Source organism: Dehalococcoides mccartyi, assembly GCF_001889305.1.
Classification (GTDB): Bacteria; Chloroflexota; Dehalococcoidia; order Dehalococcoidales; family Dehalococcoidaceae; genus Dehalococcoides; species Dehalococcoides mccartyi_A.
The window spans coordinates 481,262-503,725 of the sequence record NZ_CP013074.1 but is presented as its reverse complement, the minus strand read 5'-3'; the positions used below and the strand labels follow the sequence as shown (position 1 = coordinate 503,725).

40 protein-coding genes are annotated in these 22,464 nt (G+C 48.5%); 6 read left to right on the top strand and 34 right to left on the bottom strand.

The window, feature by feature from the left end; genetic code table 11:
* Positions 1-4 precede the first annotated feature (4 nt).
* The 6 genes from ASJ33_RS02745 to ASJ33_RS02720 all read left to right on the top strand — a co-directional run bounded on the left by ASJ33_RS02745 (position 5) and on the right by ASJ33_RS02720 (position 5,714).
* Entirely contained in the window at positions 5-1,261 is a 1,257-nt protein-coding gene (locus tag ASJ33_RS02745; protein ID WP_023652033.1) for an adenosylhomocysteinase, read from the top strand.
* 9 nt (positions 1,262-1,270) lie between these two features.
* A complete protein-coding gene (gene metK, locus ASJ33_RS02740) occupies positions 1,271-2,491 on the top strand; it encodes a methionine adenosyltransferase (protein WP_041330696.1) in 1,221 nt (406 codons plus the stop codon).
* Positions 2,492-2,522: 31 nt separating this feature from the next.
* On the top strand, positions 2,523-2,726 hold the full coding sequence (locus ASJ33_RS02735) for a hypothetical protein (RefSeq protein ID WP_023652032.1): 204 nt from the start codon (positions 2,523-2,525) through the stop codon (positions 2,724-2,726).
* Complete coding sequence (locus tag ASJ33_RS02730) at positions 2,722-4,137, top strand: phosphoglucomutase/phosphomannomutase family protein (protein ID WP_041330694.1); 1,416 nt, start codon at positions 2,722-2,724, stop codon at positions 4,135-4,137. Before ASJ33_RS02735 ends, ASJ33_RS02730 begins: the two co-directional genes overlap by 5 nt.
* A gap of 24 nt (positions 4,138-4,161) precedes the next feature.
* The gene (locus tag ASJ33_RS02725; RefSeq protein ID WP_023652030.1) at positions 4,162-5,229 is read left to right on the top strand and encodes a bifunctional phosphoglucose/phosphomannose isomerase; all 1,068 of its coding nucleotides are present in this window, start codon (positions 4,162-4,164) and stop codon (positions 5,227-5,229) included.
* A gap of 290 nt (positions 5,230-5,519) precedes the next feature.
* On the top strand, positions 5,520-5,714 hold the full coding sequence (locus tag ASJ33_RS02720; RefSeq protein ID WP_023652028.1) for a DUF202 domain-containing protein: 195 nt from the start codon (positions 5,520-5,522) through the stop codon (positions 5,712-5,714).
* A gap of 73 nt (positions 5,715-5,787) precedes the next feature.
* Here ASJ33_RS02720 and rpsI read toward each other — a convergent pair whose 3' ends face one another.
* Genes rpsI through rpsJ form a run of 34 tightly spaced genes read right to left on the bottom strand, consistent with a single transcriptional unit; the run spans position 5,788 to position 22,453 of the window.
* On the bottom strand, positions 5,788-6,186 hold the full coding sequence (rpsI, locus tag ASJ33_RS02715; RefSeq protein WP_012881768.1) for a 30S ribosomal protein S9: 399 nt from the start codon (positions 6,184-6,186) through the stop codon (positions 5,788-5,790).
* A 12-nt stretch (positions 6,187-6,198) separates the two neighbouring features.
* On the bottom strand, positions 6,199-6,630 hold the full coding sequence (gene rplM, locus ASJ33_RS02710; protein WP_023652027.1) for a 50S ribosomal protein L13: 432 nt from the start codon (positions 6,628-6,630) through the stop codon (positions 6,199-6,201).
* Between the two features lies 1 nt (position 6,631).
* Positions 6,632-7,372, bottom strand: a complete 741-nt coding sequence (truA, locus tag ASJ33_RS02705) for a tRNA pseudouridine(38-40) synthase TruA (RefSeq protein WP_023652026.1) — start codon at positions 7,370-7,372, stop codon at positions 6,632-6,634.
* 35 nt (positions 7,373-7,407) lie between these two features.
* Entirely contained in the window at positions 7,408-7,761 is a 354-nt protein-coding gene (rplQ, locus tag ASJ33_RS02700; RefSeq protein ID WP_012881765.1) for a 50S ribosomal protein L17, read from the bottom strand.
* 30 nt (positions 7,762-7,791) lie between these two features.
* A complete protein-coding gene (locus ASJ33_RS02695) occupies positions 7,792-8,784 on the bottom strand; it encodes a DNA-directed RNA polymerase subunit alpha (protein WP_023652025.1) in 993 nt (330 codons plus the stop codon).
* Positions 8,785-8,804: 20 nt separating this feature from the next.
* On the bottom strand, positions 8,805-9,428 hold the full coding sequence (gene rpsD, locus ASJ33_RS02690) for a 30S ribosomal protein S4 (protein WP_012881763.1): 624 nt from the start codon (positions 9,426-9,428) through the stop codon (positions 8,805-8,807).
* 9 nt (positions 9,429-9,437) lie between these two features.
* A complete protein-coding gene (gene rpsK / locus ASJ33_RS02685) occupies positions 9,438-9,830 on the bottom strand; it encodes a 30S ribosomal protein S11 (protein ID WP_010936277.1) in 393 nt (130 codons plus the stop codon).
* A 25-nt stretch (positions 9,831-9,855) separates the two neighbouring features.
* Positions 9,856-10,245, bottom strand: coding sequence for a 30S ribosomal protein S13 (gene rpsM, locus ASJ33_RS02680; RefSeq protein WP_012881762.1), 390 nt, complete (start codon positions 10,243-10,245; stop codon positions 9,856-9,858).
* A gap of 9 nt (positions 10,246-10,254) precedes the next feature.
* A complete protein-coding gene (gene rpmJ, locus ASJ33_RS02675) occupies positions 10,255-10,368 on the bottom strand; it encodes a 50S ribosomal protein L36 (protein WP_023652023.1) in 114 nt (37 codons plus the stop codon).
* Positions 10,369-10,396: 28 nt separating this feature from the next.
* Positions 10,397-10,618: a translation initiation factor IF-1 gene (gene infA / locus ASJ33_RS02670; protein ID WP_010936274.1), complete on the bottom strand. Its 222-nt coding sequence runs from the start codon at positions 10,616-10,618 to the stop codon at positions 10,397-10,399.
* 9 nt (positions 10,619-10,627) lie between these two features.
* On the bottom strand, positions 10,628-11,383 hold the full coding sequence (gene map / locus ASJ33_RS02665; RefSeq protein WP_023652022.1) for a type I methionyl aminopeptidase: 756 nt from the start codon (positions 11,381-11,383) through the stop codon (positions 10,628-10,630).
* A 7-nt stretch (positions 11,384-11,390) separates the two neighbouring features.
* Complete coding sequence (locus ASJ33_RS02660; protein ID WP_023652021.1) at positions 11,391-12,041, bottom strand: adenylate kinase; 651 nt, start codon at positions 12,039-12,041, stop codon at positions 11,391-11,393.
* Between the two features lie 9 nt (positions 12,042-12,050).
* Positions 12,051-13,367 carry a preprotein translocase subunit SecY gene (gene secY, locus ASJ33_RS02655; RefSeq protein WP_041330692.1) on the bottom strand — a complete coding sequence of 439 codons (1,317 nt, stop codon included), beginning with the start codon at positions 13,365-13,367 and terminating at the stop codon, positions 12,051-12,053.
* Complete coding sequence (gene rplO / locus ASJ33_RS02650) at positions 13,348-13,809, bottom strand: 50S ribosomal protein L15 (RefSeq protein ID WP_041330691.1); 462 nt, start codon at positions 13,807-13,809, stop codon at positions 13,348-13,350. Before rplO ends, secY begins: the two co-directional genes overlap by 20 nt.
* Complete coding sequence (gene rpmD / locus ASJ33_RS02645; RefSeq protein ID WP_012881757.1) at positions 13,810-13,992, bottom strand: 50S ribosomal protein L30; 183 nt, start codon at positions 13,990-13,992, stop codon at positions 13,810-13,812. It lies immediately after the preceding gene.
* Positions 13,985-14,503 (bottom strand): 30S ribosomal protein S5, encoded by a 519-nt coding sequence (gene rpsE, locus ASJ33_RS02640; RefSeq protein WP_012881756.1) that lies wholly within the window; start codon positions 14,501-14,503, stop codon positions 13,985-13,987. The genes rpmD and rpsE overlap by 8 nt, the downstream gene beginning before the upstream one ends.
* Before the next feature lie 16 nt (positions 14,504-14,519).
* Positions 14,520-14,885, bottom strand: a complete 366-nt coding sequence (rplR, locus tag ASJ33_RS02635) for a 50S ribosomal protein L18 (RefSeq protein ID WP_041330688.1) — start codon at positions 14,883-14,885, stop codon at positions 14,520-14,522.
* Positions 14,885-15,433, bottom strand: coding sequence for a 50S ribosomal protein L6 (rplF, locus tag ASJ33_RS02630; RefSeq protein WP_041330687.1), 549 nt, complete (start codon positions 15,431-15,433; stop codon positions 14,885-14,887). The genes rplR and rplF overlap by 1 nt, the downstream gene beginning before the upstream one ends.
* Positions 15,434-15,448: 15 nt before the next feature.
* On the bottom strand, positions 15,449-15,844 hold the full coding sequence (gene rpsH, locus ASJ33_RS02625; protein ID WP_012881753.1) for a 30S ribosomal protein S8: 396 nt from the start codon (positions 15,842-15,844) through the stop codon (positions 15,449-15,451).
* 33 nt (positions 15,845-15,877) lie between these two features.
* Positions 15,878-16,063: a type Z 30S ribosomal protein S14 gene (locus tag ASJ33_RS02620; protein ID WP_010936264.1), complete on the bottom strand. Its 186-nt coding sequence runs from the start codon at positions 16,061-16,063 to the stop codon at positions 15,878-15,880.
* 8 nt (positions 16,064-16,071) lie between these two features.
* Entirely contained in the window at positions 16,072-16,611 is a 540-nt protein-coding gene (rplE, locus tag ASJ33_RS02615) for a 50S ribosomal protein L5 (protein WP_023652019.1), read from the bottom strand.
* Positions 16,611-16,922: a 50S ribosomal protein L24 gene (gene rplX, locus ASJ33_RS02610; protein ID WP_023652018.1), complete on the bottom strand. Its 312-nt coding sequence runs from the start codon at positions 16,920-16,922 to the stop codon at positions 16,611-16,613. Before rplX ends, rplE begins: the two co-directional genes overlap by 1 nt.
* Before the next feature lie 10 nt (positions 16,923-16,932).
* On the bottom strand, positions 16,933-17,301 hold the full coding sequence (rplN, locus tag ASJ33_RS02605) for a 50S ribosomal protein L14 (RefSeq protein ID WP_012881751.1): 369 nt from the start codon (positions 17,299-17,301) through the stop codon (positions 16,933-16,935).
* Positions 17,302-17,316: 15 nt separating this feature from the next.
* The gene (gene rpsQ / locus ASJ33_RS02600) at positions 17,317-17,586 is read right to left on the bottom strand and encodes a 30S ribosomal protein S17 (protein ID WP_012881750.1); all 270 of its coding nucleotides are present in this window, start codon (positions 17,584-17,586) and stop codon (positions 17,317-17,319) included.
* A 7-nt stretch (positions 17,587-17,593) separates the two neighbouring features.
* The gene (gene rpmC, locus ASJ33_RS02595) at positions 17,594-17,791 is read right to left on the bottom strand and encodes a 50S ribosomal protein L29 (protein WP_012881749.1); all 198 of its coding nucleotides are present in this window, start codon (positions 17,789-17,791) and stop codon (positions 17,594-17,596) included.
* Position 17,792: 1 nt separating this feature from the next.
* Positions 17,793-18,242 carry a 50S ribosomal protein L16 gene (rplP, locus tag ASJ33_RS02590; protein ID WP_023652017.1) on the bottom strand — a complete coding sequence of 150 codons (450 nt, stop codon included), beginning with the start codon at positions 18,240-18,242 and terminating at the stop codon, positions 17,793-17,795.
* A 1-nt stretch (position 18,243) separates the two neighbouring features.
* On the bottom strand, positions 18,244-19,080 hold the full coding sequence (gene rpsC / locus ASJ33_RS02585; protein ID WP_023652016.1) for a 30S ribosomal protein S3: 837 nt from the start codon (positions 19,078-19,080) through the stop codon (positions 18,244-18,246).
* Between the two features lie 8 nt (positions 19,081-19,088).
* On the bottom strand, positions 19,089-19,418 hold the full coding sequence (gene rplV, locus ASJ33_RS02580; RefSeq protein WP_010936256.1) for a 50S ribosomal protein L22: 330 nt from the start codon (positions 19,416-19,418) through the stop codon (positions 19,089-19,091).
* 30 nt (positions 19,419-19,448) lie between these two features.
* Positions 19,449-19,730, bottom strand: a complete 282-nt coding sequence (rpsS, locus tag ASJ33_RS02575; RefSeq protein ID WP_011309000.1) for a 30S ribosomal protein S19 — start codon at positions 19,728-19,730, stop codon at positions 19,449-19,451.
* A 6-nt stretch (positions 19,731-19,736) separates the two neighbouring features.
* Positions 19,737-20,561 (bottom strand): 50S ribosomal protein L2, encoded by an 825-nt coding sequence (gene rplB / locus ASJ33_RS02570; protein WP_012881746.1) that lies wholly within the window; start codon positions 20,559-20,561, stop codon positions 19,737-19,739.
* A gap of 25 nt (positions 20,562-20,586) precedes the next feature.
* Entirely contained in the window at positions 20,587-20,871 is a 285-nt protein-coding gene (rplW, locus tag ASJ33_RS02565; RefSeq protein ID WP_023652014.1) for a 50S ribosomal protein L23, read from the bottom strand.
* A gap of 12 nt (positions 20,872-20,883) precedes the next feature.
* The gene (gene rplD, locus ASJ33_RS02560; protein ID WP_023652013.1) at positions 20,884-21,516 is read right to left on the bottom strand and encodes a 50S ribosomal protein L4; all 633 of its coding nucleotides are present in this window, start codon (positions 21,514-21,516) and stop codon (positions 20,884-20,886) included.
* Positions 21,517-21,518: 2 nt separating this feature from the next.
* Positions 21,519-22,136 (bottom strand): 50S ribosomal protein L3, encoded by a 618-nt coding sequence (rplC, locus tag ASJ33_RS02555; RefSeq protein ID WP_010936251.1) that lies wholly within the window; start codon positions 22,134-22,136, stop codon positions 21,519-21,521.
* 8 nt (positions 22,137-22,144) lie between these two features.
* Complete coding sequence (gene rpsJ / locus ASJ33_RS02550) at positions 22,145-22,453, bottom strand: 30S ribosomal protein S10 (RefSeq protein ID WP_010936250.1); 309 nt, start codon at positions 22,451-22,453, stop codon at positions 22,145-22,147.
* Between the last annotated feature and the right edge of the window lie 11 nt (positions 22,454-22,464).

Sequence of the window (22,464 nt, the reverse complement as noted above, 5' to 3'; positions counted from 1 at the left end):
CGTAATGCCAAATTTTGATGTCAAGGATATGTCTCTGGCCGCGCTGGGCAAAAAACGCATAGACTGGGCTGGCCGTGAGATGAAGACCCTGTCCCTTATCAAAGAACGTTTTGAGCAAGAAAAACCCTTTAAGGGCATACGCATAGCGGCCTGTTTGCATATTACTACCGAAACCGCTAACCTGGGGCTGGTGCTAAAGGCAGGCGGTGCTGACCTGACCCTGTGTGCCTCCAACCCCCTTTCCACCCAGGACGAAACTGCCGCCGCTCTGGTAGAACACGGTATAAATACCTTTGCCATACACGGTGAAGACAACGAAAGTTACTACCGCCATATAGCCGCCGCTCTAGATGCCAAACCCCAGCTGACCGTAGATGACGGGGCTGATTTGGTGGCTACCCTGCACAGCCAGAGAACCGAACTTTTGTCCGGCATACTTGGCGGTACGGAGGAAACCACCACCGGTGTTATCCGCCTGCGGGCTTTGGCTGAAAGCGGCAAGCTCTGCTACCCCATCATTGCGGTAAATGACGCCAAGACTAAATACATGTTTGACAACCGCTACGGCACTGGCCAGAGCACACTGGACGGTATTACCCGGGCTACTAACTTCCTCTGGGCATCCAAGACTGTGGTAGTGGTGGGTTATGGCTGGTGCGGGCATGGAGTTGCCATGCGTGCCAAAGGCTTGGGCGCGCATATAATAGTTACCGAAGTTGACCCGGTGAAAGCTCTGGAAGCTGTGATGGACGGCTTCAGTGTAATGCCTATGGCAGAAGCTGCCAAACTGGGTGATATTTTTATAACCGTTACCGGAGACAAGCACGTTATAGACAAAGACCATTTCAAGGTTATGAAAGACGGCGCAACCCTGGCCAACAGCGGCCACTTCAACAGCGAAATAAATATCCCTGCTTTGGAATCCCTTGCCTGCGGCAAAGAAACTATCCGCCCCTCCGTTGAGGAATACAAAATGAAGGACGGACGGCGGATTTATCTGCTGGGTGAAGGACGCCTGATAAATCTGGCGGCTGCCGAAGGCCACCCTGCCGCCGTAATGGATATGAGCTTTGCCAATCAGGCTCTTTCACTGGAATACCTGGTAAAAAACCACACCAGGCTGGAAAAGAAGGTCTATGCCGTACCCGAAGAAATTGACCGGGCAGTAGCGGCAACCAAGCTTTCCTCTTTGAACGTAAGTATAGATACCCTTACCGAAGAGCAAATAAAATACCTGTCCAGCTGGCAGGAAGGAACTTAAGGAGAAACGATGTCTCAGACTTTTGGGAATTCTTCAAAATATCTTTTTACCTCGGAATCAGTTACCGAAGGCCACCCGGACAAGATTTGCGACCAGATTTCTGACGCAGTTCTGGACGCTATCATAGCCAAAGACCCCACTGCTCATGTTGCCTGTGAAACCGCCGTAACCAACGGTTTGGTAGTAGTAATGGGTGAAATCACCACCAGTTGCTACGTGGAAATACCCGAACTGGTCAGGGGAGTCATAAAAGATATAGGCTACACCAAACCCGAATATGGTTTTGATGACCGTACCTGCGGCGTACTTACCTCTATAAACCGCCAGTCTCCTGACATAGCTCTGGGAGTTAATAAATCTCAGGAAGCCAAGAGCGGGAAAGTAGATGAGTTGGATTTGACCGGCGCAGGTGACCAGGGCATGATGTTTGGTTATGCCTGCACCGAAACCCCTGAATATATGCCCCTACCCATTTCTTTAGCCCACCGCCTGAGCAAGCGTTTGTCTGAAGTACGCAAAAACGGCACGCTGGCCTACCTGCGTCCTGACGGCAAAAGCCAGGTAACAGTGGAATACCACAACGGAGAGGCCAAAAGGATAAGCAGCGTGGTTATCGGTGCTCAGCATGACCCGGACATAACTACCGAAAAAATTCAATCTGATATTATCAGGGAGGTTATCAAACCTATCATCCCCGCCGACCTGCTGGACATAAATACCGAGTATTATGTAAACGCAACCGGCCGCTTTGTGGTGGGTGGTCCGGTTTCAGATACCGGCTTTACCGGGCGCAAAATTCTGGTGGACACTTACGGCGGCTTTGCCCGTCACGGTGGCGGTGCTTTTTCCGGTAAAGACCCCACCAAGGTAGACCGTTCCGCCTGCTACATGGCCAGATATATTGCCAAAAATCTGGTAGCGGCCGGACTGGCAGACAGACTGGAAATTCAGGTAGCTTATGTTATCGGTGTTGCCCACCCGTTGTCAGTCTCCATTGAAACCTTCAACACCGCCCGCATGAGCCATGAAGATATCTTGTCTATTATCCAGAAGCACTTTGATTTGCGGCCGGAAGCTATTATCCGTAATCTGGGACTTCGCCGCCCTATCTACCGCCAGACTGCCGCCTATGGCCATCTGGGACGCCCGGAACTGGATCTGCCATGGGAACGGCTGGATAAGGTAGATGCCATAAAGGCCACTATGGAATCCCTAAGCGTATCCAAGTAAAAAATATTACTACCGACAGGAAGGTGTGCTTATGATTAAGACTTTATTGCTGGCCTTCTTTGGGGCAATTGTACTTGAACTGGCAGTAATAATGCTGGCTACCATAATGGGGCTGGCAGGACTTACTTTCGTTATTATGGTACTCTTCCTGCCGGTAGTGCTTATTCTGGGTTCTATCATCTTTATGTTAAGCAAATTCTTCAAGGGGGACAGCCAAAATAACAAGCCAAATTAAGTTCGGTACCGATGGCTGGCGCGGCATTATTGCCAGAGACTTCACCTTTGAAAATGTCTCTGTCTGTTCCCAAGCCACTGCCGCATACCTGAAAAATACCCGTCCCGATAACCTTTCGCTGGTAATCGGATATGATACCCGCTTCGCCTCAGCGGATTTTGCCCGTTCGGTTGCCGAAGTTATGGCGGCAAACGGCATCAAGACCTATTTTAGTTCACGCCCCACACCTACACCGGTAATCAGCCACGGGGTGGTAAACCTGAAAACGGCTGGCGCAGTAATAATTACCGCCAGTCATAACCCCGCTATTTGGAATGGTTTCAAGGTTAAATCAGCTGACGGTGCCAGTGCCCCTATCCACATGATAAACGCCATTGAGGCAGAGATAGCTAAACTGGAGAATAACCCTTCGGTATCCCGTCTGGATTTTGATACGGCAGTTTCCCGCGGGCTTATTGAATTGACAGACCTTACCCCCGCTTATTTTGAACAAATAAATACACTGGTAGATACTGAAAAACTGCGGGAGGCCGGTTTCAATATAGCCATAGATTCTATGTATGGTGCCGGCATAGGTTATTTCAAGCAACTGCTTGAGGGCGGCTGCAACCGCCTGAATGAAATAAACGCCGAACCCAACCCCAATTTCCCTGACATGCTTCAGCCTGAACCTATCACCCCTAATCTGGCTAAGCTGATGAGGCTGGTCAAGGATATCCGTTCAGATATAGGGCTGGCTACCGACGGGGATTCTGATCGTCTGGGTGTGGTAGATGAAATGGGCAACTTTCTTAACCAGCTGCAGGTCTTTTCCCTGCTGGCACTTTATATGCTGGAAGTAAAAGGGCTGCGCGGGCCGCTGGTAAAAACTATTACCAACTCCAGTATGATAGATAAACTGGGTGAGCTTTATGATGTACCGGTATTTGAAACCAAAGTCGGCTTCAAGTATGTCTCCCCGGTTATGCTTGAGCAAAATGCCCTTATCGGCGGTGAGGAAAGCGGCGGCTACGGCTTTGCCGGGCACGTGCCTGAACGTGATGCCATACTGGCAGGAGCTTATTTTCTGGATTTTATGATTACCACCGGTAAATCGCCCTCAGCCATGCTTGAATATTTGTATTCCAAGGTTGGGCCTCACTATTACAACCGGGTTGACTATACCTTTGACGAAGCCCGCCGGGAAGAAATAATAAAACATCTGGCAGACCAAAAACCGGCTAGTCTCGGTGAAACCAAAGTGATTTCTACAGACAACCTGGACGGTTTCCGCTACAAGCTTGAAGACGGCAGCTGGCTGCTTATCCGCTTTTCCGGTACTGAGCCACTGCTGCGGATATATGCCGAAAGCCCAAGCCAGGATAAGACCGCCGCATTGCTTGAAAACGGCCGCAGACTTTCCGGTATCTAAAATATTGTCTTAGGGATATACCAGATGGATATTATCAATCTTGATGACCCAAATATTTATGAAAAGCTTGACCCTCACCATATGCTGGACGAGCTTAAACGCATGCCTTCACTCTGCAAACAGGCATGGGAAACTGCTGAAGCTTTAAACCTGCCTGAAGATTACCGCACCGTCAAACAGGTGGTAATATTGGGTATGGGTACTTCGGGAGTAGGTGCCCAATTGGCAGAGCGAATGCTGCGTGATGAATGTAAAATACCCATCTACCTGCATCAAGACTATTTGCTGCCGGCATACGTATCCGCGGACACACTGGTTATTGCTTCCAGCAGTTCCGGTTCAACCGAAGAGGTAGTATCCTGCTTCCATCAGGCAGTTAATCGCCATGCCAAACTGCTGGTTTTAACCACTGGCGGACAGCTCAAGGAAATGACCGCTACTCATAATATACCGGGGCTGATTTATGACTATACTTACCGTCCCAGTACCGCTATTGCTTACGGAGTATTGCCTGTTTTAAGTATCCTCCATAAACTGGGCTTTATACCCAATAAATCTACCGAAGTGAGTGAAAGCCTGATAGTCCTTTCCCAGATTGCGGAAAGATTGTCAGAAAAATATCAAACTCTCAACAACCCTGCTAAGCAGCTGGCCGCCAAACTGGAAGGACGGGCGGTTATGGCATTTGGCTCAGGGATAACATTCCCGGCAGCCCGCCGCTTTAAAACCCAGATGAACGAGAACGCCAAGTGCTTTTCATTTGCCGAAGAAATACCAGAAATGAACCATAACTCCGTAGTGGGCTACCAACTGCCCCAAAGTTCAGCCCGTTATTGGGCGGCGGTTATGTTCAAAACCACCTACCTATCTAAACGCATTCACCAGCGCATGAGAATTACTACTGATATGCTTCATCAGGCCAAAATCCCCGTTTTCAGCATCGACGGTTATGGTTTCAGTCCCCTTTGCCAGGTATTAAGCCTGATACTTCAGGGAGATTTTGTGAGCCTGTATCTGGCTTTCCTAACAGGAGTAGACCCCTATCCAATAGACGCTGTTGACTACTTCAAACGTAAATTAGCCGAAAGCTAATTTTTCTGAATCAAGTTTGAACATGCCCGACCAACCGCTAGATAACCGGCCAAAAGACACAGGACGGATTTTGGAGTATTTTAAAGCCATCATATAATCCATGGCTTTTATATATAATATGGCTGCCCAGCGGGGATTCTACCGCCCCATTTTGTTTTTCCCCATAATGTAACACCTTAAATTACTCCCGAATGACTCCAGTACAACTGGTAATTATCTGGTCTACTTCCCGAACCACGAACCAAGTTATCCTGTGGTATAATGTCTAAATTAATTTCCTGGAGTTATTCATGAAAACCAGCCTTTTTTACCTTGGGTTTGGGATAATAATGATAGGTATAGGTATATTTACCTACCAGCAGCCAACTGATATTGATAGTCTGTCTTTTTCTCAAACAGTTCTCGGTATACTTTCAGTAGCCATGGGTTTGCTGACAGCTATCATAGGGATAGTACGTTATTTCAGAGATGAACGCGGAAACTGAATAATCTCTTTTAATCAATAAAAAGGCCGAAACTTAAAAGTTTCGGCCTTTATCTTTTTTATGTAAGATAATCTTAACGTTTAGTATACTGGGGAGCCTTGCGGGCACGTTTCAAACCGGGCTTCTTGCGTTCTTTAGTCCGATCATCACGGGTAAGAAGACCATTACTCTTAAGAGTAGCACGCAGTTTATCATCAGTCTTTTCAAGGGCACGGGCAATGCCATGAGCGATAGCCCCGCTCTGACCGGTAACACCGCCGCCAAGAACCTTTACAACAGCATTAAACTTACCCATGGTATCAGTAACCATCATAGGGTTCAAAATAACATTACGCTCCTGAATGCGGGTAAACCGCTCTTCAATGGGCTTGCCATCAATTACTATAACTCCATTGCCGCTTGTCAGTTTTACAGTGGCAACTGCAGTCTTACGCCGGCCAACACCAATAAAATATGTATTCTTCTCTACCATTATTATCTCCCGTTAAGACTCCTTGCTTACTTCGCCGGTCTGAGAGGCATGGGGGTGTTCCGCACCTTCATAGACCTTTAATTTAGCCAAAATCTGGGCACCCAAAGTATTGCGGGGAATCATGCCTTTCACGGCATGTTCAATCACAAACAAAGGCTTAGTTTTCAGAAGGTCACCCAGTTTTTCCTGACGGAAACCGCCGGGAAAGCCGGAATGGCGATAATAAATCTTCTGGTCCAGCTTGTTGCCGGTAACCGTGATCTTCTTTGCATTTACAATAACCACGTAGTCACCGCAATCAAGATTGCGGCAAAACATGGGTTTGTGCTTACCCATGAGATATTTAGCTGCTTCAGCAGCTACTTCACCCAGCACACGGCCGGAAGCGTCTATTACGTGCCAATCCCGTTTTATGTCACTAGCTTTAACTGTGTAAGTGTTCATCTTAACTCCCAAAAGGTTCTCTATAGTTTACCCGAACGAGGCTCAGTCCACAAGCCGGCGCTGCCGGCCCCGCCAGTCCGGGGGTTTTAGCCTCAAATAATGCCCCAAACTCGCTCATACTCAAAATCCCGCGTCCCAGTTCCACCAGCGTTCCGATAGTATTTCTCACCTGGTGAGTAAGAAAGGAATTGGCCTCTATCCTGAATACCAGCCTATCCTCTGCAATATCTAACCGGGTCCAGTTAACCCTGCGAACGGTTTTCTTTATCTCCGGCCCCAGACTGGAGGCAAAAGCGATAAAGTCATGCTCCCCTTCAAGCATTTTAAAAGCCTGTTCCATAAGCTTTGTATCAAGCTTGTAAGGCACCTGCCAGGCTTGAAGTCTGGCAAGCGGCGAGCGGGTTTTGCTATTTAATATATGGTAAGAGTACTCACGGCTAATAGCCCGGCGTCTCACATCAAAGTTTTCCGCTACGAAGTAGACTTCTTTTACGGCTATGTCCGTCGGCAGGTAATAATTCAACCCGCCTTTAATTTTTTCCAGCCCAAGTGAAGATTCCGAGAGGTAACTGACCACCTGATACGCCGCGTGTACCCCAGCATCAGTCCTTCCGGAACCGCTCACTCTGGTTTTTTCACTTGTTAATTTTTGGATAGCTGTTTCCAGCTCTCCCTGTATCGTGGCCCCTTTGTCCTGAATCTGAAAACCTAAATACCTGGTGCCCTCGTATTCAATTACCATTAATACCCTGGGTGAGATAATACCCCTCCCAAAAGCTATTTGATAAGTTCCAGCTTAACCATCTCCGCACCGTCACCCTGACGGGGACCCAGCTTGGTTATGCGTGTATAACCACCCGGACGCTCAGCATACCGTTTTGACAGGTCTTCAAAAACCTTGTCAACAATACCGGGTATATATACAAAAGCCAAAGCCCGGCGGCGTGAAGCAAGAGTACCCTTTTTGCCGAGGGTAATCATCTTTTCAGCCATGCTACGTATTTCCTTTGCCCGAGGTTCAGAGATGGTTATTTCTTCATAATTCAAAAGATCCGTTACCAGATTGCGGTAAAGTGCCATCCTCTGGCCAGTGGGTCTATCAAATTTTCTACCTGATACGTTGTGTCTCATATTTCCTCACCTTATGTGCAAGTACAAGTTTTAGGCTTCGTCTATGCCTTTGTTTTTCTTCTTAGTGTTTTCAGCATCTTCAAACAGTTCATCTTCGGGGTTCAAGGACAGACCTATAGTCTTGAGCCTATCCTCAAGCTCGGTCAGAGATTTAAGACCAAAATTCCGAAGAGTAAGCAACTCTTTAGTTCCCCTGTTTATAACCTCACCCACAGTGGTTATACCTGCGTGCCGCAAACAATTAACAGCCCTGACGGACAAATCCAGCTGTTCAATAGGCATGTTATATTTTTCTTCGGGTATAGCATATTTAACCGGCTCGCTTGCCTCTACTTCAGCCACTACCTTGCTGTGGCTAACCAAAGCCGCAAACTGTTTCACCAGAATGTCTGCTGAGCGGCTGACCGCAGTAGCAGGTTCTACTGTACCGTCAGTCCAGACCTCAAGCACCAACCGTTCAAGGCTGGTTTCGCGGCCTACATGCATAGGCTCGGTGGTAAAGTTCACCTTGCGGATGGGAGTAAAAATGGCATCTACCGGAATAGTCCCTATGGGAGTATTTTCGGTACTTTCAGGAGGACGATAGCCCCGGCCAAGTTCCACCTCAAGTTCCACATTTAATACTGCATCATCCGAATCAAGGGTAAGCAGGTACAGCTCCGGATTTACTACCGCAAAATCATTTGAGGGCTCAATATCAGCTGCCGTAACTACTTTAGAACCGGAGGCTCTTAGGTACAAAATACCCTCAAGCCCTGAAAGGCTCTCAACCCTTATATTTTTAAGGTTCAGCAAAAAATCAAGTGTATCTTCTTTGGCCTTGGGCAGAGCACTGAACTCATGCTGGATACCATCTATCCGGACACGGGTAATGGCAACCCCGTCCAGATAGCTAAGAAGTATACGGCGCAGTGAATTACCCATAGTAGTCCCGAAACCTTTTTCCAAAGGTTCTACCACAAAGCGTCCGTACTTGCCGTCGCTCTCGGTGCAACTAATTGTGGGTATAGCTAGATCAGACACGAAATACCTCCTTATACTAGTTACCTGGAGTAGTACTCAACTACGGTCTGAGCATCGAATCTAGCGTCTATATCACCGGCAGCGGGCAAACTAATGACCTTGCCGGAAAGGGTTTTTCGATCCAAGCTTAACCAACCAGGAATTGCCTTGGCTTCAATATTTTCAGCTAAAGTTTTGAAATATGCAGTAGCCTTGCTGGTCTCACGTACAGTTATCACCTGACCCTCTTTAATCAGATAAGAAGGAATGTCAGTTTTCTGTCCGTTTACCAGTATATGTCCATGCATAACAATCTGTCTGGCCTGAGCACGTGAAGTACCGAAGCCCAAGCGGAACAAAACGTTATCCAGACGGCGTTCCAAAAGAATCATCATATTATCACCGGTAACACCAGGCTGCGCGTTGGCCAAGCCGAAGAATCGGCGGAACTGACGCTCCGTCATACCATAGCTCCAGCGTATGCTCTGTTTCTGCCGGAGCTGCTGACCACGGTCAGACAGACGGCGGGGTCTGCCCAGTTGAGGGCCGGGGGCTTTGGGGCGTTTTTCAAACACACATTTGGTAACGCACTTATCGCCCTTTAAGAACAATTTATCGCCGCTGCGGCGGCACATTCTGCAAACTGCACCTGTTTCTCTAGACATATTCTACCTCTATACCCTCCTTCTCTTGGGAGGACGGCAACCATTATGCGGAATGGGAGTGACGTCCCGTATTGCGGTCACATTGATACCTGAAGCCTGAAGAGAGCGGATAGCAGCTTCACGGCCGCTTCCCGGTCCCTTAACCAGTACCTCAACCTGCCTGAGACCGCTTTCAGCAGCCTTGCGGGCAGCAGCCTGAGCGGCCATCTGGGCAGCATAGGGAGTACCCTTGCGTGAACCCTTGAAACCGGCAGTACCGCAGCTGGCCCAGGCAATAACATTGCCCTGAAGGTCAGTCAGAGTGACGATAGTATTATTAAAGGTAGCCTGTACAAAGGCTTTACCTACAGGTATTACTTTCTTCTCTTTTTTCTTGGCACCGGCACGTTTTTTAACTGCCATTATATCCTCCTACGCTACTTAGCGTTTATTTCTTAGTTGCACCGCGTTTTTGTCCACGCCCTGCCACAGTCTTGCGCGGGCCACGACGAGTACGAGCATTAGTCTTGGTGCGCTGGCCACGTACCGGCAAATTGTGCTTATGGCGAATACCACGGTAACAGCCAATATCAATAAGCCGCTTGATATTGAGGGTGATTTCTTTACGAAGATCCCCTTCTACCCGATACTCTTTATCTATAATTTCCCTAAGGCGGTTGATTTCCTCATCGGTCAGTTTATTAACCCGAATCGCTTTATCCACACCCGCCTGAGCAAGTACTTTCTCACTGCGAGCAGGGCCGATACCGAAAATATACTGCAACGAGAAATAAACCTGCTTGTTATCGGGTATATCTGTACCCGCTATGCGAACCATAATGCCTCCTTAACCCTGCCTCTGTTTATGTTTGGGGTTGGTGCAAATATTTCTAACCACCCCGCTACGTTTCACTATTTTGCACTTTTCGCACATTGTCTTTACCGAAGCTCTAACCTTCATTTACTGTTCTCCTGTATCCTTCCCAAACCTATGACTTGAATCGGTATGTAACCCGGCCGCGGGTCAAATCATAGGGAGATAACTCCACCAGTACTCTGTCACCGGGCAAAATCCTTATGTAATGTACCCTCATCTTGCCCGAAATATGGGCCAGGACTTCATGCCCGTTTGAAAGCTGAACGCGAAAAGCGGCACTGGGCAAAGCCTCCAGCACTGTCGCTTCAACTTCTATTGCATCTTTCTTAGGCATAAATCCCCGCTATTCTTCTATCACGGTGAGTATTTCCGGCTCACCATCGGTAATGGCAACTGTATGCTCAAAATGAGCCGACAAACTGCCATCCGCAGTATACACTGTCCAGCAGTCTGAAGCTACTTTTGTCTTTTCAGTGCCAATGTTTAACATTGGTTCTATAGCCAATGTCATACCCTTTTTTAATTCCGGGCCTTTACCCCGGCGGCCAAAGTTCGGTATTTGGGGGTCTTCATGCATATCCCGGCCAATACCATGTCCGGTATATTCCCTGACTACCCCATACCCTCTGCCTTGGGCATATTCCTCCACAACCGCACCTATATCGCCCAGATGCCCGCCTGCCCTGGCTTGAGCAATCCCGGCCACCAGTGCAGCCTGAGTAGCGGATATAAGCCGCAGGGCAGCAGGTGATATTGCACCCACTCCGATTGTTACGGCCATATCTGCCTGGAATCCTTCTAATATGTTGCCTATATCCAGCGATATTATATCGCCTTCTTTTAATACCCGTCCGCCGGGTATGCCGTGAACAATTTCATCGTTAACAGACGCACAAAGGCTGGCCGGGAAGCCCTGGTAACCTTTGAACGACGGGATAGTCCCCCGTCCTAACAGTTCCCTTTCGGCTATCTCGTCCAACTCCCGGGTAGTTATCCCCGGCCTGACGTTCTTCTTAACTTCTTCTAAAGCAGCAGCCAGTATATGACCGGCCCGCCTCATTACAGCAATCTCTTTTTCAGTTTTAAGTATTATGGCCATAAACCGGTTATTTACCGCACTTTATAGCTGATATAATACGTTTGGTAACCTCTGATATTTCAGCCATACCGTCAATCTCACTAAGTTTACCCTTTAAGCGATAGTACTCAATGAGCGGCGCTGTTTTGCTAAAGTACACTTTGAGCCTTTCTTTTACGGTTTCCGCCGTATCATCAGGGCGCTGATACAGCTCACCCTGACAGCGGCTGCATTTCCCCTCGGTTACTTCCGCACAGCCACACTGATATGGTGACTGACAGCTTCGGCAAACCCAGCGGCCGCTTAGACGCCGGACCAGCTCATCTTCCGGCACATTTATATATATTACTCTTCCGATTCCCTGCCCCTGCTTGACCAGCGCTTCATCCAGCGCTTCGGCCTGACGCAGACTTCTAGGAAATCCGTCCAGAATAATTCCGGTAACATCTTTTAAACTTGCAAGGTGCTTCAGGACTACACTAATAGTAATCTCATCCGGTACCAGCTCGCCCCGTTCCATATAGGACTTAACGGTATCACCCAGCTCATCACCACACTCTATAGCCTTGCGAAACAAATCGCCGGTAGCCATATGCGCCAGCTTAAGCTCTTTAGCGACTACTTCACCTTGCGTGCCTTTGCCCGAACCCGGAGCGCCAAGGAAAATAACATTATACACTATTCTTGCCTACTTAATAAAGCCCTCGTAACGCCGCATTACAAGCTGCGCTTCGAGCTGTTTCATAGTATCCAGAGCTACACCGACCACAATCAGCATACCGAAGCTGGATAGCTGAATAACCTGTATGCCGGTAACCTCACGGGCAATGAAAGGCATAATAGCTACAAACCCCAGGAACAGTGCACCAGCCCAGGTAATCCGCCCGATAACCCCGCTAAGATATTGGTCAGTCATTTTGCCGGGACGAATGCCGGGTACAAAACCGCCCTGCCTCTGAAGAGTGCCGGGTATATCCTGCTGTTCAAAGGTTACCATAGTATAGAAGAAGGCGAAGATTATAGTCATAAAGAAGTAAAGACCCCAGTATACCAACCCCCCGGGCATGGAAGCGCCGGAATTGAAAATATTATAGATGGTATTCCAGAAGTTGGGGTCTTCGGTTGAGCCTGCCATGAAATAGCTGGCCACCAAGCCAGGCAGCATTACCAATGCGGATGCAAATATCAGGGGTATCATACCGGCTGAATTGACCCGCAAGGGTATATGGCTCTCACCGCCGCGGCGGTACATCTTGCCACTGCGGATAACAGTCTGGGCATACTGAACAGGTATCCGTCGGTGTGCCTCAGTAAAGATAACTATCAAAACTGTAGTTAAAAGAGCCATGAAGGCATATACCGCCAAACCGGCGAACTGATCCGAGGCCATCAGACCACGCCCAATCATATCCGGCAGACCGGCCACGATGCCGGCAAATATTATCAGCGAAATACCGTTGCCTATACCATAACTGGTAATCTGTTCACCCAGCCAAACCATAAACATGGTGCCGGCCACAATGGATAAAACTATGGCGACTGCCGCCAAAGGTTCGGTCTGAGCTACCGCCCCTTCTCTTTGGAGAAGAAGCAACTGGCTGTAACCGGCTAAGGCCGCTGTCGGCACTGCCAGCCAGTGAGTAATAGTATTGATTTTATTGCGCCCTGATTCTCCCTCTTTTGAAAGGGCGGTAAGTTTGGGGATAACGGGCGTAAGCAAAGTCATGATGATGGATGCGGTAATGTAGGGATAAACACCCAGAGCCGCCACACTGAAGTACCGCATAGCACCGCCGGAAAACAAATCCAGCATACCCAAAGCACCGTTCTGATCGAACAAATCCTGAAGGGCAGCTGAATCAACACCAGGAAGCGGCACATGAGCGATAAAACGTGCCGCAACCAATATTCCCAAAGTAATTAGCAACCGACGCCTTAAATCAGGCAAGCTGAAAGCGTCAATCATCGCCTGCAAGAGGCGTGGTCTACTCGATTTCTGCCGCATAATCTATTTCCTGTACCTTACCGCCAGCAGCTTCAATCTGAGCTTTGGCTGCCTGCGAAAATTTATGGGCGCTTACTTCCAGAGCCCGGTCAACATGCCCGGCTGAAAGTATTTTTACCGGCTTTATGAAATTTCTTATCAAGCCTGCCGCCAGCATGGTCTCAGGAGTGACCTCGGTGCCAGCTTCAAATATGTTCAGTTGTTCAACATTTACCACTGTATATTTAATCCTGAAGGGATTAAAGAAACCGCGCTTCCGGGGCAGACGCAGATATATGGGCAACTGACCGCCTTCAAAACCAGGGCGTGTAGCGCCACCGGAACGGGCTTTTTGGCCCTTCATGCCGCGCCCCGAATAGTTACCCCGTCCGGCATCACCGCGGCCTACCCGCTTGCGGTCTTTTCTTGAACCGGGGGCTGGAGAAAGTTCATTCAATCTCACTTAGGTCACCTCTTCCAGAACAACAAGATGCCTTACCTTCAGTATCATGCCGCGTATAGCAGCAGAATCATCCTGTATAACACTCTGATTTAATTTTTTGAGACCAAGAGCCTTGATAGTGGCCGCCTGGTCAAATTTATAACCGATAGTACTTTTTACCCAGGTAATCTTAATCTTAGCCACCAGCAGCCTCCTCTTTCAAAGAAGAGCGCCGTTTGGTAACTGTGGTTTTGGGATCCCGCATAGCAGTCAACCCGCCTAAAGTAGCCTTGGCAACGTTAGCCTTGTTACCACAACCCATAGACTTGGTCAGAATATCCTTGATACCGGTGGATTCCAACACTGCCCGAACACTACCGCCTGCGATAATGCCGGTACCGGGAGCAGCCGGCTTCAGTAAAACCTGGGCGGCGCCATATTTAAATACAATTTCATGGGGAACAGTCGTCCCATTCAGAAGTATACGTGAAAGATTACGTTTGGCGTTGGCACTGGCTTTTGATATAGCCGAAGGAACTTCCTTAGCCTTACCCACACCGATACCCACATGATTTTTACCGTCTCCGGTTACCACCAAAGCCGCAAAACCCATGCGCTTACCGCCCTTAACCACCTTGGTTACACGGTTAATAAATATAAGCTTGTCATTCAGTTCAAGCTCAGAAGGATCGATTCTTTCTACCTTAGCTAACACGTCTTTTCCGTCCTCCTTAGAATTTCAGGCCGCCGGAGCGGGCAGCCTCAGCCAAAGCTTTGACCCGGCCATGATATTTATAACCGCCGCGATCAAAAACCACTTCCGAGATGCCTGCTTCAAGAGACCGTTTCGCAATCAAATTGCCTATTACAACTGCCTGTTCGGTTTTTGTTTTACCGTCCAGCTCAGCCTTCAGCTCGGCATCCTTGGTGGAGGCCTGAACAAGGGTTGAACCACAGTTATCATTAATTACCTGAGTGTAGATATTTTCAATACTCCGGAAAACGCATAATCTGGGGCGGAATTCTGTACCGCTGACCTTCTTGCGTAACCGTTCGTGCCGTACAATTCGCGCTTCTCTGGCATTTACTTTAGCCATTACTTAGCACCCTTTCCGATAGCCTTGCCGGGCTTGATGCGTACATATTCGCCGGCATATCTGATACCTTTGCCCATGTAATGATCAGGCTTTCTGACAGACCTGATTTCAGCAGCCATCTGGCCCACTTCTTCTTTATTTATACCGGATACCTTGACTTTGGTGGTACCGTCTACGCTCAAAGTGATGCCCGACGGAGGGGCTACTGTAACAGTGTGCGAATAACCCACCTTCAGGACGATATTGTTGCCGTCTTTATCTACACGCATACCAACGCCCGTTATCTCAAGGTTCTTGTCAAAGCCGTCTTTGACACCCACTATCATATTATCCAAAAGGGTACGGCTAAGACCAAAGAAAGACCTGGCGGCCTTGTCTGTGCCTACCGGAGCGACTACCAAATGATCACCCTCGCGGGTAATGGTCACTTCCGGTCTAAAAGTCCTGCTAAGAGTACCCTTGGGTCCTTTAACAGTTACATCGTTCCCTTTTATATCCACCGTTACGCCGGGTGGAACCTTTATCGGCATTTTACCTATTCTAGACATATCAAAACCTCTAGTTTACCAGACTTTGCAAAGCAGCTCGCCACCGAGCCCCTGGCGCCAGGCCTGTGAACCGGTCATAACACCCTTTGAGGTGGAGACAATTGCAATACCCAAACCGCCGTAAACACGGGGGATTTCGCCCCGCTGTACATAAACCCGAAGACCGGGCTTGCTGATTCGTTCCAGCCCGCTGACAAAGGAAGCACCACCTTCATCATAGCGAAGAACTATTTTCAGCTGACGTTTGGGCTTTGCGCCAATTACTTCATAACCGGCAATAAAGCCTTCTTGTTTCATGACCTTAGCAAGGTACTGTTTCATCCGGGAAGCCGGCATGATTACTACCTCGTGTCTGGCCATTACGCCATTTCGTATTCTTGTTAACATATCTGCAATCGGATCAGAGATCATCGTAAACCCCCGTTATTAAACCTCAATTATACCCTACCAACTGGACTTTCGGACACCGGGTATCTGCCCCTGTAATGCCAGCTCGCGGAAACAGATGCGGCACAAACCAAACCTGTTAATATAGCCCCTGGGACGACCACACCGGCTACAACGGTTATGGTGCTGCACCTTGAACTTGGATGCGCGCTGGGATTGAACAATTTTAGATGTTTTAGCCATAGTCTCCTCTAATCCTTACTGAAAGGCATGCCCAAGAGTTCCAGGAGCTTCTTGCCTTCTTCAGGTGTGTTGGCAGTAGTTACAATACAAACTTCAAGACCTCGCGGTTTTTCAATCTTATTAAAATCAATTTCAGGGAAAACCGAATGGTCTTTAAAACCTAAAGTATAGTTGCCGTGTTCGTCAAAAGCGGTATTTGAAACACCCTGAAAATCACGCACACGGGGTAGAGTAATAAAAAATAACTTATTAAGGAAATCATACATTCTCTGGCCGCGCAGGGTAACTTTTAAACCAATGGGCATACCGGCTCTCAGCTTAAAGTTAGCCACAGAACGCTTGGCACGGGTGATTACCGGGTGCTGGCCGGCTATAGCTACAATGTCTGCTTCCGCAGTTTCCAGTGCCTTGGAGTTGGACACAGCCTCACCGACACCGGTATTTATAACCACTTTTACCAGCTTGGGTACCTGCATAATATTTTCGTACTTGAAAGTCTTCTGAAGTTCAGGTACGGCGTTAGTGTAACGTTCCTCTACCTTAAGCATTAGTCAATTACCTCATTGCAGGATTTGCAGTAGCGTACACTTTTACCGTCCGCCAGTTCCCGGCTTCCAATACGAGCCGGTTTGTTGCATTTACTGCAAAGCAACATCAAATTTGAAACATGTAAAGGAGCTTCACGTTCAATAATCCCGGCCTGTTTGGCCTGACCCTTGGCACGTGAATGCCGCTTTATCATGTTCACGCCTTCCACCAGCACCCTGTCGGTGCGGGGAAAGGCATAACGAACCTTACCGGTTTTACCCTTGTCCTTACCGGCAATTACCAGCACGTTATCGTTTTTCTTCAGTCTCATCTAAGTACCTCTACAATACCTCAGGCGCCAGCGATAAAATCTTGGTGAATTTTTTATCACGAAGCTCGCGGGCCACCGGGCCAAAAATACGGGTGCCTTTGGGCTCCATCTTGTCATTCAGAATAACTGCAGCGTTATCATCAAACTTTATATAAGAGCCATCCGGACGGGCATAAGGTTTGGTAATACGTACCACAACGGCCTTTACCACAGTACCGGATTTAGCCTGGGCATCAGGGCTGGATTTCTTTACCGCAGCTACTATAACATCACCAACTTTGGCCTGTATCTTGCGGCTACCGCCCAAAACGTTGATGCACATTATTTTCTTAGCGCCGGTATTATCTGCTACGTTTAACCTGGTATACTGCTGAACCATCTCTTCTCTCCAGAACTATGCTTCCTGAGCCGCAACAATGTGGCCCTTGGTGATTATTTTGCTGAGCCGCCAGTATTTCCCCTTGGAGATGGGGCGGCATTCAACTATTTCAATCATATCACCAATTTTAGCTTCGTTTTTTTCATCATGAACCAGATATTTCATAGTCCGGCGATAAGTCTTTTTGTAAAGGGGATGGCGCTTGGCAACATCAATACCCACTACAATGGTTTTTTCCATCTTATCGCTGATCACATGACCGATTCGGGTTTTATTTTTTTCCATATCAGTCCTACCTTATCTGCAGTTCGCGCTCACGCATTACGGTTAGAATGCGGGCAATATCATTTTTTACCCTGGGAAGCTCTCGGTGATTCACTAACTGCCTGGTAGAAAGCTTCAGTCTAAGCTCAAAAAGTTCCTTATGGGCATCTTCAAGCTTTTTCTTTATTTCAGTATCGGAAAGGCCGCGAATATCACTTATATTCATATTATTCAGCCTCCTCTACTTCAGTTTCTTCCGCAACTACGGGTATATCACGAGCCACAAACCGGGTCTTTACCGGCATCTTATAAGACGCAAGCCGCATAGCCTCTTTGGCAGCTTCGGGGGTTACCCCGCCGATTTCAAACATAATCCTGCCGCGTCTTACTACCGCTACCCATTCTTCCGGAGCACCTTTACCGCCACCCTGACGGGTTTCAGCCGGTTTCTTGGTAATGGGTTTGTCAGGGAAAATCCGTATCCATACCTGCCCGCCGCGGCGGATATAACGGGTGATTGCCCGGCGTGTAGCCTCTATCTGGCGGGCGGTAATCCAGCCGGCCTCAAGAGACTGCAAAGCGAATTCACCAAAAGCAACTGTGTTGCCTTTATGGGCAGCCCCGTCACGACGCCCGCGCTGTACCTTTCTAAACTTAACACGCTTGGGTTGGAGCATATTATTCCTCTTCCTTGGTTATGTTCTCAGCCTTTTTGGCTGCGCGCCTCGGTTTTTCTTCAGCGGGAGCCTCGGCTTCGGCCTTTTTTACAACCCGTTTGGGTTTGGCCACAGTATCAGCAACCTTAGTTTCGGAAACAGCGGCAGCAGGAGCATCAGCCATAACAGCAGCCATTTCCGTTACTTCGGGTTCAGATTTTTCTTTTGCTTCGGGCAGGATATCACCACGGTATACCCATACCTTTATGCCTATATCTCCAAGAGCGGTGTGAGCCCTGGTGCAGCCGTAATCAATGTCAGCCCGAAGAGTATGTAACGGAACACGCCCTTCGTGCATTACCTCACGCCGGGCAATCTCCACGCCGCCCAAACGTCCTGAGGCACATACTTTAATACCCTTGGCACCAGCCTGCATACTGCGGAAGATAGCCTGCTTCATGGCGCGCCGGTAAGCAACACGGCGTTCAATCTGCTCTGCCACACTCCGGGCAACCAGGAAGGCATCAAGCTCAGCCTGAGATATTTCAACAATATTCAGCTGTACCTTTTTGCCGATAAGCTCCTCAAGGAAATGGCGCATTTCATCAACACGCTGACCACCCCGTCCGATAACAATACCCGGCCGGGCTGTCCGGACAGAAACAGTCACCTTGTTGGACTGGCGCTCAATATCTACCTGAGAGATAGCGGCATCTACATACTTCTTGGCAATAGCCTTGCGAAGCTTAAGGTCTTCGGTGAGGCATTCGGCAAAACCCTTATCACTGGCATGCCATTTAGCACTCCAGTCTTTAATAATGCCAAGTCTAAACCCGATTGGATGAACTTTGCGTCCCATTAACCCTCCTAGTCAGCCACGACAACAGTTATATGGCTGGAGCGCTTTAGTATCGGCGAAACCCGGCCTCTGGCCTGAGGACGCATCCGCTTAAGCATTCGCGCTTCATCTGCATAAATCTGTGATATTTTTAAGTCAGCCGGATTCATCTGGAAATTATTTTCCGCATTAGCCGCGGCTGATTTTATAACCTTGGATACAACCTTGGCCGTAGGCGAGGTCATAAAGCGAAGCATGGTAATAGCTTCACTTACTTTCTTGCCGCGAACCATATCAACGCACAGCCTTACCTTAAGCGCTGAATATCCGGTGTCCTTTACTATTGCTTTTACTTCCATTTTATAACCTACCCTACCCGGTTAACTTCACTATTTTACCTGAGATACTTTTTCCGCCTTAGCATGACCGCGGAAATTTCTGGTGGTGGTAAATTCGCCCAGCTTATGACCGACCATGTTTTCAGTAATGTAGATAGGTACGTGGCGTCTGCCGTCATGTACACCTACATTCAAACCGACCATTAGCGGGGTAATGGTTGACCAGCGAGCCCAGGTCTTGATGATGGACTTCTGGTTGGTAGCACTAGCTACCTCTACTTTTTTCATAAGTTTAGGGCAAAGAGCCGGCCCTTTTTTAACAGAACGTGACATTATTCTTTACCCCCTCCGCTTCACGATAAGTTTATCAGAGTATTTAGCCTTGCGGGTACGATAACCCAGAGCCGGTTTACCCCAAGGAGTTTTCGGCCCGGTCATACCGATAGGACAGCGGCATTCACCACCGCCGTGAGGATGGTTGTTAGGTGACATGGCAGAACCTCTGACAGTCGGTCTCCAACCCATATGGCGGTTGCGTCCCGCTTTACCTATTTCAAGAGTACCATGCTCTATATTGCCAATCTGGCCTACGGTTGCGGAGCAATCACTCCGCACCTTGCGCATTTCACCGGAAGGCAAACGCACCAGAGCATAATCACCCTCTTTAGCCATCAGCTGAGCTGCAGCACCGGCACTGCGTACCATTATGCCACCACGGCCTTTGATAAGCTCAATATTATGGATAAATGTACCGGTGGGTATGGCACTGAGGGGCAAAGCGTTGCCGCTTTTGGGCTCAGCATTCTCACCCGCCATAATTACGTCCCCAACCTTCAAATCTGAAGGGGCTAAAATATAGCGTTTCTCACCGTCAGTATAGAAGACCAGAGCTATGCGGGCAGTCCTGTTAGGATCATACTCTATAGCCGCTACTCTTCCGGGTACATCCAGTTTATTACGTTTGAAATCTATAACGCGAATCTGTGTTTTGCTACCACCACCCCTATGGCGAACGGTTACGCGCCCCTGATTATTTCGGCCGGAATCATTCTTAACCGAAACCAGAAGAGCTCTCTCCGGCCGGCTCTTAGTGATTTCCTCAAAGGAGGCAACACTGTGATGCCGGCGACCCGGGGAAGTAGGGCGATATATCTTTATTGCCACTTTATATCAACCACCCTTTCCTTGACTAAACACCCTCAAATAGAGTTATTTTATCACCCTCTTTGAGAGTGATGACGGCTTTACGCAACCCGGCGGTTTGGACCAGATTGCGCCCCATCCGCTTTTGCTTACCCGGTATGTGAAGCATATTTACATCTTCAACCGTTACATTAAAGGCCTGTTCCACCGCCAGCTTTACCATACGCTTGTTGGCCCCTTTGGCTATTTCAAAAGCGTACTTGTTCTGCATAGCATGAACACTGTTCTTTTCAGATATTAACGGCCGGCGCAATACTTCGTATAAATTCATTGTTCCTTCTCCTTAGCCTGAGCGCTGACCCCAGAGTTCTTCAACCTGACGTACTGCTTCCTCAGTCATGACCAGCTGCTTGTTTTTGAGCATATCAGATATGTTCAAAAGGTTAGCCGGAGTGGTCTTGACTGCCGGTATATTGCGGGCAGACTTGATAAAATTGGTATCAGGATTATCCACCGCTATAAGAGTGGGAGAGATTACCTGAAGAGCCGCAAGTATCTTTGCCATATCTCTGGTTTTGGGTTCTTCAAAGCTAAGTTGGTCAATAACCTTCAGTTCGCCGCTTTCAAGCTTGAAGGACAGCACACACCTGATGGCCTGACGGCGCATCTTCTTGGGAAGATCCTTGCTGAAATCTCTGGGGCGGGGACCAAAGGCCACGCCGCCATGCCGCCTGACGGGTGAACGGTTGGTACCCATACGGGCATTACCGGTACCCTTCTGGCGATATATCTTGCGGCTTGAACCCTGCACTTCACCTCTGGTCTTGGTGGACTGAGTACCCTGTCGGGCATTCGCCTGCTGGGCTACAAAGGCCTGATGAACCAGAGCTTCGTTGAAGGGTACGCCAAAGACGTCTTCGCTGATGCTGATATTCTTAATGATTTCTCCGGATGCGTTATAAACAGGAATTTCCACGTTTATTTACCCGTTTTCTTAATTAATATTATTGTATTCTTGCCGCCGGGAATAGCGCCCTTTACCATAAGCAGATTTTTTTCTGCATCAGTTTTGAGCACAACCAGATTGCGGATAGTCACCGCATCATTCCCCATGTGGCCTGCCATGCGCTTGCCCTTATAAATACGGCCGGGAGTGGTGGTGGAGCTGATGGAACCCGGAGCCCGGTGACGGTCAGACTGACCGTGGGTCTTGGGACCACCGGCAAAATGCCAGCGTTTAACTACACCGGCAAAACCACGCCCTCTGGAGACGCCGCTGGCGTCTATCTTCTCGCCGTCCTTAAAGTCACTGACCGTAATCTGGTCACCGACATTAACCGCCGCAATATCATCCACATCTACTTCGCGCAGCACTTTGAATTCACCGAATCCTCTGCACTGCCCTTTGACAGCTGAAGTGATATGCTTGGCCTTACCGTAACCCAGCTGAACAGCTTCATAGCCGTCCTGTTTTTCGGTCTTGACCTGGACCACTACACACGGACCAGCTTCTACCAGAGTGACCGGCTGAGCCTTGCCGTCCTCCTGGAATATCTGGGTCATACCGATTTTTTTACCGATAATACCTTGAATCATATTCGTTCCTAAAGTTTAATATCTATACTTACGCCAGCCGGGAGGTTCAGGTTGGTCAGGGCATCAATGGTCTTGGACGTAGTTTCCACTATATCTATCAGACGCTTGTGAGTCCTGATTTCAAACTGCTCCTGTGAATCCTTATCAATAAAGGATGAGCGTATGACACTGTAACGCTGGATACGGGTAGGCAAAGGAACCGGCCCAGATATAGTAGCCCCTGTCCGTTCCAGAGCCTCTACAATCTGCAATGCAGACTGGTCGAGAATCTTGTGGTCAAAGCCCTTTAGTTTTATCCTGATTTTTTGTTTAGTCATACAATATCACC